At 73.8% G+C, this 10,290-nt stretch carries 1 protein-coding gene; it reads right to left on the bottom strand.

Annotated features, from left to right (window positions below; genetic code table 11):
- A partial coding sequence (locus ABD343_RS34760) for an SDR family NAD(P)-dependent oxidoreductase (protein WP_425578351.1) occupies positions 1-10,290 on the bottom strand: 10,290 nt, incomplete at both ends.

Here is a 10,290-nt window from a genome sequence, read left to right as displayed (position 1 = left end):
TGCGCCGAACGCACCAACCCCCACACAGCGGCAGCAGCCACATCCACCGACTCACCGCCCACACAAGCGGCCCCTTCGGTGACCACCACCAACTTCGCCTCAGCAGAACGCCCGCCCGTCAGCCACGACTGCACCTCACCCAGCACCCGGCCCACGGCCACACGCACACCATCCGGCACCTCACCCTCCGCACCCGACACCGACAACCTCACGTACTCCGGCACCACCGCACCCAAAGCCAGCGGCAGCGACGACCACTCGACCCCGAACAGCGCGTCCCGGTGCGCCGGACGGTCGACGGCCACGGCCTCTTCCGTGATGCCGGTCCAGCCGATCGACTCGGCGGCGGCGACCACTTGGCCGTCGCGATCGGCGGCTACGAGGGCGTAGTCGTCGCCGGTCTTCGAGAGCTTGACCCGTAGCGCGGTCGCCCCCTCGGCGTACAGCGTCACGCCGGTCCAGTGCGTGGCCAGCCGCGTCCCGTCGGCGGACTCCTGCCGGGTCGCCGGGTGGAGCGCGGAGTCGAGCAGGGCGGGGTGCAGGCCGAACCGTGCCGCCTCGTCCTCGTGCTCCTCCGCCAGCGCGACCTCGGCGAACAGGTCCGCGCCCCGCCGCCACGCCGCCCGTACGCCCTCGAAGAGCGGGCCATGGGCGATGCCCGCCGCGGCGAGTTCGTCGTAGAGCCCGTCCACCGGCAGGGTCTCCGCCCCCGTCGGGGGCCAGACGGCCTCGCCGAAGTCGGCCGCGGGCGCGGCACCCGCCGCACGGGCCGTCAGGACGCCGGTGGCGTGCCGGGTCCAGGGCTGCTCGTTCTCCGCGTCCTCCGTACGGGAGTACACGGCCAGTTCGCGGCGCCCGTCCGCGTCCGGCTCCCCGACGGTGACACGGAACTGGAGCCCGGCGTTCTCCGGCAGGAGCGGCGGGGCCGGCACGGTGAGTTCTTCCAGTACGTCGCAGCCGACCTGGTCCCCGGCCCGTACGGCCAGCTCGACCAACGCCGAACCCGGCAGCACGGCACCGCCGAACACCGAGTGATCGGCCAGCCAGGGGTGCGTGGCCAGCGACAGCCGCGCGGTGAACAGGTAGCCGTCGGACTCCGGCAGAGCCACGGCCGCCCCCAGCAACGGGTGCTGCGAGTCCGCCTGCCCGAGCCCCGTCGCGTCACCGGCCGCGACCGTCGAGGCGGGCCAGTACCGCTGGCGCTGGAAGGCGTACGTCGGCAGATCGACCCAACGGGCGGTCGCGGGGAGGTAGGTGCTCCAGTCGACGGGCACGCCGTGCGCCCACAGGTGCCCGAGGGACTGCATCAGCCGCCCGCGTCCACCCTCGTCGCGCCGCAACGTGCCGGTCACGACGACCGGGGTGTCCGCGTTCTGCGCGGTGTCCTCGATGCCCGGCGTGAGGACGGGGTGCGCACTGCACTCGACGAACACTCCGTGCCCGTCGGCCAGGAGGGCCTCCACGGCCTCCTCGAACCGAACCGTGTTGCGCAGATTCTCGAACCAGTACGAAGCGCCCAGCTCCTCACCGGATACGGGCGCGGCGGTCACGGCCGAATAGAACGGGACATGGCCTTCGACCGGCTCCACGTCTGCGAGCAGGGCGGCCAGTTCGTCCCGCAGGGCCTCGACCTGGGGGCCGTGCGAGGCGTAATCGACAGGCACCTGACGCGCCCGTACTCCCGCTTCCTCACACTCGGCCAGCAGCTCTTGCAGGGCTTCCGGCTCACCGGAAACAACCGTCGAGGACGGTCCGTTGACCGCCGCGACCGAGATCCGCTCACCCCACTGGGCGATCCGCTCCTCCACCGCCTCCCGCGAGGCCGCTACGGACACCATCCCGCCACCACCGGCCAGCCCACGGCCGATCGCCTGACTCCGCAGAGCAACAACTCTCGCGCCGTCGCGAAGGGAGAGGATCCCCGCGACACAGGCAGCCGCGATCTCACCCTGCGAGTGACCCACCACCGCAGCCGGGGTGACCCCGGACTCCTCCCACACGGCGGCCAGGGAGACCATCACCGCCCACAACACCGGCTGGATGACATCCACCCGGGCGAGCATGTCCTCATCCCCGAGGACAGACAGCAACTCCCAGTCCACGAACTCCGACAGGGCCGTCGCGCACTCGTTCATCCGCCCCACGAACACCGGTGAGGAAACGAGGAGTTCATCGGCCATGCCCAGCCACTGCGACCCCTGACCCGGGAAGACCAGCACCGCGCCGGAGGCCGAGACCGCCTCCACGCTGCCGCGGACCACGGCCGGTCCGTCCAGAGCCCGCAGGGCGCCCAGATCCCCACCCGGCACCACGGCCCGATACTCCAGTGCCGCCCGCGAGTTCAGCAGCGCAGAACCCACGTCCACCGGGGACAGCTCCGGGCGCTCCTCCAGGAACGAGGCCAGCCGTTCCGCCTGCGCCGCCAACGCCCGCTCAGAACGTGCCGACACCACCCACGGCACCGGACCGCCACTCTCAACGGCCTCGACGGCAGGCTCCGGCTCCTCCTCCGGCGCCTGCTCCAGCACCACATGCGCGTTCGTACCGCTGATCCCGAACGACGACACACCCGCACGACGCGGACGCCCCGTCTCCGGCCACTCCCGCGCCTCGGCCAGCACCTCCACCGCACCCGCAGACCACTCCACATGCGAAGACGGCTCATCCACATGCAGCGACTTCGGGAGCACACCCTCCCGCATCGCCAGCACCATCTTCATCACACCCGCCACACCGGCAGCCGCCTGCGTATGACCGATGTTCGACTTGATCGACCCCAGCCACAGAGGCTCATCCCGGCCCTGCCCGTACGTCGCCAGCAACGCCTGCGCCTCGATCGGGTCACCCAACGTCGTCCCGGTCCCATGCGCCTCGACCGCGTCGACGTCCGTCGTGGAGAGCTGCGCGTTCGCCAGTGCGCGGCGGATGACGCGCTGCTGCGACGGCCCGTTCGGCGCCGTCAGACCGTTCGACGCACCGTCCTGATTGACCGCCGAGCCCCGTACGACCGCCAGCACCCGATGCCCGTTCCGCCGGGCGTCCGAGAGCCGCTCGACCAGCAGCATGCCCACGCCCTCGCCCCAGCCCGTACCGTCCGCCGCGTCCGCGAAGGGCTTGCAGCGGCCGTCGGCCGCGAGGCCGCGCTGGCGCGAGAAGTCGATGAACGTGTCGGGGGCGGCCATCACCGTCACGCCGCCGGCCAGGGCGAGCGAGCACTCGCCCGCGCGCAGCGCCTGCACCGCGAAGTGCAGGGCCACCAGCGAGGACGAGCAGGCCGTGTCCACGGTGACGGCGGGGCCCTCGAAGCCGAAGGAGTAGGCGAGTCGCCCGGAGGTCACGCTGCCGGAGTTGCCGGTGCCCATGAAGCCCTCGACGCCCTCGCTCACGGACTGGAGCTGGTGGACGTAGTCGTGGTACATGAGCCCGGCGTAGACCCCGGTCGCGGTGCCGCGCAGGGTCGTCGGGTCGATGCCCGCGCTCTCCAGGGCCTCCCAGGACGTCTCCAGCAGGAGCCGCTGCTGCGGGTCCATGGCCAGGGCCTCGTTCGGGCTGATCCCGAAGAACGCGGGGTCGAAGTCCGCGGCACCGTGCAGGAAGCCTCCCTCGCGTGCGTAGGAGGTGCCCGCGTTGTCGGGGTCCGGGTGGTAGAGGGCGTCGAGGTTCCAGCCGCGGTCGCCGGGGAAGGCCGAGATGCCGTCCTGGCCGGATTCCAGCATGTGCCAGAGGTCCTCGGGGCTGTCGACGTTCCCCGGGAGGTGGCAGGCCATGCCGACGATGGCGACGGGCTCGTCCGCGGCCGTACTCCCGGCGGTGGGGGCGGCGGCGCCGGCGGCGAGCGACAGGGCCCGGTCCCGTTCTTGCTCCCGGTCCCCGATGAGCTCGTCGCGCAGGTGGTCCACCAGCACGGCCGGGGTCGGGTAGTCGAACACCAGGGTCGCGGGGAGCCGCAGGCCGGTGTTCGCGTTGAGCCGGTTGCGCAGTTCGACGGCTGTCAGGGAGTCGAACCCGAGGTCCTTGAAGACCTGGTCGGTACGGACCGCGCCCGGGTTCTCGTAGCCCAGTACGGCCGCGACCTGCGTGGTCACGAGGTCGAGCAGCAGCTCGTCCCGCTCCTCTGCGGGAAGGGCGAGCAGCCGGTCGGCCAGGGCGCGGGGCAGGGACACCGAACCGGCCGAGGCGGTGTCGGCGGCGGCGGTACGGCGGACGGGCGCGCGTACCACTCCGCGCAGGACCGTCGGCAGCGCGCTGGACGCCGCGAGTGCCCGTACGTCCAGACGTATCGGCGCGACGAGGGACGTGTCCGCGTCGCGCGCCGCCTCGACGGCCGCGTCGAGCATCGCCCCGCCCTCGGCGGCCGAGATCGGCAGGAAGCCGTCCGCGGCCATCCGGCGCAGATGGGCGTCCGCGACCTGGCTCGTCATGCCGCCGGTGTCCGCCCACGGTCCCCAGGCCAGCGAGACGCCGGGCAGCCCCGCGTGGCGGCGGTGCTCGGCGAGGGCGTCCAGGAAGGTGTTCGCGGCGGCGTAATTGCCCTGCCCGGCGCTGCCGAGCACGCCCGCCGCCGAGGAGCACAGGACGAACGCCGACAGGTCCGGGCACAGGTCACGGGTCAGCTCGTGCAGGTTCCACGTCGCGTCCACCTTGGGCCGCAGCACGGCCTCCAGCTTCTCCGGGGTGAGCGACTCGATGACCCCGTCGTCGACCACGCCCGCGGTGTGGACGACGCCGGTCAGCGGGGCGTCCGCCGGTACTTCGGCCAGCAACGCCGCCAGCGCCGCGCGGTCGGCCACGTCGCACGCGACGACCTGCACCCGCGCGCCGAGCCCGGTCAGCTCGTCCCGCAGCTCCGCCGCACCGGCCGCCTCCGGCCCACGCCGGCTCGTCAGCACCAGGCTCCGCACGCCGTGCTCGGCCACCAGGTGCCGGGCGAAGAGCGCGCCCAGAGTGCCGGTGCCGCCGGTGATCAGCACCGTGCCGTCGGCGTCCCACACGGGGGCGCCGTCCGGCTCGGACGCGGACGCCTGCGCCTGCGCGGGTGCGGGTGCGAGCCGCGCCAGCCGGGGTACGGACGCCTCCCCGCGCCGGATCGCCAACTGGGGCTCTCCCGTGGCCACCGCCGCGCGCAGCGCCCGCAGCGAATCGGCCGCCTCACCGTCGGCCCCGTCCCCGACCCCGGCCTCGAATCCGGCCTCCACGTCCACCAGGACGAAGCGGCCCGGGTTCTCCGACTGCGCCGAACGCACCAGGCCCCACACCGCGGCCGCCGCCACGTCCACCGGGCCGCCGCCCGACGGCGACACGGCACCCCGCGTCACGACGACCAGCTTCGCGTCGGCGCACCGCTCGTCCGCCAGCCACGCCCGTACGCGGCCCAGTACCCCGGCCGTCGCCTCGCGCACCGACGCCGGTATCGCCACGCCCGCGCCGCCGTCTCCCCCGGCGCCGTCCGTGCCCGGGGCAGCGCCCGTCACCGCGCCCGTTGCCGCGCCCGGGGCCGCCCAGGCCACATGGCCGGGGACGGGCCCGGCGTCCGGGTCCAGGACCTCGACGCCCAGACCGGCGGCGAGTACGAGATCTTCGTCGGCCACCGCCCACGAGCCCTCGCCGCCCTCCGCGGGCAGGGCGAGCGGCGCCCACTCCACGCCGAACAACGACTCCCGGTGCGCGCCGCCGCCCGCGCCCGCCAGCGACCCCGCGGGCACCGGACGCGTCGTCAGCGCCTCGACGGTGGCCACCGGGGCCCCCGTCCCGTCGGCCGCCAGGACCCGCACCCCGCCGTCGCCCGTCGGTGTCAGCCTCGCGCGCAGCGCCGCTGCCCCGACGGCGTGCAGCCGCACGCCCGTCCAGGCGAACGGCAGGCCGGGGCCGCCGGTGCCCAGTTCGTCGGCGAGCCCCACGGTCTGCAGTACGGCGTCCAGCAGCGCGGGGTGCAGCCCGAACCGCCCGGCCTCTCCGGCCGCGTCCTCGCCCAGCGCCGCCTCGACGAACACCTCGCCGTCCCGCCGCCACGCGGCCCGTACGCCCTGGAACACCGGGCCGTAGCCGAAACCGGCGGCGACCAGCTCCTCGTAGAAACCGTCCAGTGCGACGGCTTCGGCGCCCGCCGGGGGCCAGGCCGCCTCGCCCGGGTCCGGGGCCGGGAGGGCCTCGGCGGCGGTCACCACGCCCAGCGCGTGCTGGGTCCACGGCTCGGCGCCGTCCCCGACGCGGGAGAACACGGCCAGTTCACGCCGCCCCTCGGCGTCCGGCCCGCCCACGGTGACCTGGAGCTGGATCCCGCCCGCCGACGGAATGACCACGGGCGCCTGGAGCGTCAGCTCCTCCAGCAGGTCGCAGCCGACCTGGTCCCCGGCTCTGATGGCCAGTTCGACCAGCGCGGTGCCGGGCAGCAGCACCGTGTCCATGACGGCGTGATCCGCCAGCCAGGGGTGCGTGGCCAGGGACAGCCGCCCGGTGAACAGGAACCCGTCGGACCCGGGCAACGGCACCGCCGCACCGAGCAGCGGATGCCCCGCCTCGCCCAGCCCGGCCGACGTCACATCGCCCGCACTCACGCCCGTACGGTCGAGCCAGTACCGCTTCCGCTGGAACGCGTACGTCGGCAACTCCACGGTGCGCGCGCCCGGGAAGAACGGCGTCCAGTCGACCGCGACGCCACGCGACCACAGCCCACCGAGCGCCTCAACGACGGCTTCGGGCTCGGCCCGGTCCTTGCGCAAACTCGGCAGCAGTACGGCCGCCTCCGGCGACAAGCAGTCCTGCCCCATCGCGGACAACACACCGTCGGGCCCCAGTTCGAGGAACGTGCCCACACCCTCCGCGTGCGCGGCACCGATGCCGTCGTGGAAACGCACGGCTTCCCGCACGTGCCGGACCCAGTAGGCGGGGTCGCACAGCTCGCCGGGCTCGGCCATCCGGCCGGAGAGGTTCGAGACGACGGGCAGGGTCGGTTCGTCGTACGTGAGTTCCTCGGCCACCGCGCGGAAGTCGGCCAGCATCGGATCCATCAGCGGCGAATGGAACGCGTGACTCACGCGAAGCCGCTTGACCTTGTGCCCCTCCGCCTCCAGCGCGGCGGCCACCTGCTCGACCGCGTCTTCAGCGCCGGAGATCACGACGGAGGCCGGGCCGTTGACGGCCGCGATGCCGACTTGCTCGTGCCCCTCCAGGAGCGGGAGGACCTGCTCCTCGGAGGCTCGCACCGAGACCATCACGCCACCGTCCGGCAGCGCCTGCATCAACCGCCCCCGCGCAGCAACCAACTTCGCCGCATCCGCCAGCGACCACACACCCGCCAGATACGCCGCCGTCACCTCACCGATCGAGTGACCCAGCAACACCTCAGGCGCCACCCCATACGACTCCACCAGCCGATACAGCGCCACCTCCACCGCGAACAGCGCCGCCTGCGCGTACTGCGTCCGATCCAGCAGCCCACCCTCGCCGCCCCACACCACCTCGTCCAACGGACGAGGCAGATGCACATCCAGCTCCGCACACACCTCATCCCAGGCCCGGGCGAAAACCGGATACGCCTCGTAAAGCCCCCGGCCCATCCCCACCCGCTGCGCACCCTGACCCGTGAACAACACGCCCACGCGGCCGTCGGCGACCGTGGGGGCAGACGTCGGGGACACGTTCGTCAGGGCGGCGAGGAGCGCTTCGCGGTTCGGGCCGGTGACGACGGCGCGGTGGTCCAGTGCCGCGCGGCTCGTCGCGAGGGAGAGGCCGATGTCGGCGGCGTTCAGCTCCGGGCGGGCGGCGGCGAACGCGGCCAGCCGCTCCGCCTGTGCCGCCAGCGCCCCTTCCGAACGGGCGGACAGCACCCACGGAACGGGCCCGGCGGGCCCCGCGGGCCCGGCATCCTCGGCGGGCGCGACGGCCTCCGTCTCCTCGGCCTCCGGCGCCTGCTCCAGCACCACATGCGCGTTCGTACCGCTGATCCCGAACGACGACACACCCGCCCGTCGCGGGCGTTCCGTCTCCGGCCAGTCCCGCGCCTCGGTCAGCAGCTCCACCGCTCCCGCCGACCAGTCGACATGCGGAGTGGGCTCGTCCGTGTGCAGGGTCTTGGGCAGCAGACCCTCGCGCAGCGCGAGGACCATCTTGATGATCCCGGCCGCACCGGCGGCGGCCTGCGTGTGCCCGAGGTTCGACTTGATCGCGCCCAGCCAGAGCGGCCGGTCGGCCGGACGGCCCTGCCCGTACGTCGCCAGCAGTGCCTGCGCCTCGATCGGGTCGCCGAGCTTCGTGCCCGTGCCGTGGGCCTCGACGGCGTCCACCTCGGACGCTTCGAGCCCGGCACCGGCGAGGGCCTGGCGGATGACGCGCTGCTGGGACGGCCCGTTCGGCGCCGTGAGTCCGTTCGACGCCCCGTCCTGATTGACGGCGGAGCCCCGTACGACCGCGAGGACCGGATGGCCGTTGCGCCGCGCGTCCGAGAGCCGCTCGACCAGCACGAGCCCGGCGCCCTCGCCCCAGCCCGTACCGTCGGCCGAGGCGGCGAACGGCTTGCAGCGGCCGTCCGCCGCGAGGCCGCCCTGCCGGGAGAAGTCGACGAAGGTGTCGGGCGTGGCCATGACCGTGACGCCGCCCGCGAGAGCCATCGAGCACTCTCCGGAGCGCAGCGCCTGGATCGCCCAGTGCAGCGCGACCAGCGAGGACGAGCAGGCGGTGTCCACCGTGACGGCGGGGCCCTCGAAGCCGAAGAGGTACGAGACGCGGCCGGACACCACGCTGGCCGAGGTCCCGGTGATGAGGTAGCCGTCGGCGTTGTCCGTCCCCTGGGCGAGGACCGCGCCGTAGTCCTGGCCGTTGGTGCCGACGAAGACACCGGCGTCGCTGCCGCGCAGCGTGGTCGGATCGATGCCCGCGCTCTCCACGGCCTCCCAGGACGTCTCCAGCAGGAGCCGCTGCTGCGGGTCCATCGCGGTCGCCTCGCGCGGGGAGATGCCGAAGAACCCGGCGTCGAAGTCGCCCGCGTTGCCGAGGAAGCCGCCCTCGCGCACGTACGAGGTGCCCTTGTGGGCCGGGTCCGGGTGGTACAGCCGCTCCATGTCCCAGCCGCGGTCGGCCGGGAAGTCGCCGATCGCGTCGCCGCCCCGCGCCAGCAGCTCCCACAGCGCCTCGGGGCTGTCGATCCCGCCGGGGAACCGGCAGGCCATGCCGACGACGGCGATCGGCTCGTCGTCCACGGCCGCCTTGGCCCGTACGACGGGGCCGGCGGCCCTGCCGTCGAGCAGCTCTTCGCGCAGATGGCGCACCAGCGCGGCCGGGGTGGGGTAGTCGAAGATCAACGTGGCGGGAAGCCGCAGGCCGGTCGCCTTGTCCATCCGGTTGCGGAGTTCGACGGCGGTCAGGGAGTCGAACCCGAGGTCCTTGAACGCCCGCGTCGCGTCGAGGCCGCTGCTCCCCGAGTACCCCAGCACCAGGGCGACCTGGGCCGTGACCAGGTCCAGCAGGGCGCGGTCCTGCTCGCCCTTCGTCATCCCCGCGAGCCGGTCCCGCAGACCGCCGCCGCCCGCGCCGCCGCCCGTCGCGGCCGCAGCGGCACGCCGCCTTGCCGGTACGAGGCCGCGCAGTACCGACGGCACCGAGGGCGCCGCGGCGAGCGCGCGGAGGTCGAGCCGGATCGGTACGAACAGCGCCGACCCCGCGCCGACCGCCGCGTCGAACAGCGCGACCCCCTCGTCGGCGGACACCGGCAGCACGCCGTCGGACGCCATGCGCCGCAGGTCGGTGTCGCTGAGCTGCCCGGTCATGCCGCTGGCGTTCGCCCAGAAGCCCCAGGCGAGCGAGGTGCCGGGCAGGCCGAGCCGGCGACGGTGCTGGGCCAGGGCGTCCAGGAAGGTATTGGCCGCCGCGTAGTTGCCCTGCCCCGCACTGCCGAGGACCCCGGCGGCCGAGGAGAACAGCACGAACGCGGACAGGTCCAGGCCCTTCGTCAGCTCGTGCAGATTCCACGCCGCGTCCACCTTCGGACGCAACACCGCATCCACACGCTCCGGAGTGAGCGAACCGACCACACCGTCATCCAGCACACCCGCCGTGTGCACCACACCGCGCAGCGGAGCGTCCTCCGGGATACCGGCCAGCAACGCCGCCAGCGCCCCACGATCGGCCGCGTCACACGCCACGATCTCCACCCGGGCGCCCAAACCCTCCAGTTCGGAACGGAGTTCGCCCGCGCCTTCGGCCTGCGGGCCGCGGCGGCTGGTCAGCAGCAGATCCCGCACGCCGTGCTCGACGACCAGATGACGAGCGAACAGCGCACCCAGCGTCCCGGTACCA

Source organism: Streptomyces albiaxialis, assembly GCF_039530985.1.
Lineage (GTDB): Bacteria > Actinomycetota > Actinomycetes > Streptomycetales > Streptomycetaceae > Streptomyces > Streptomyces albiaxialis.
This window is presented reverse-complemented; position numbering and strand designations above follow the sequence as displayed.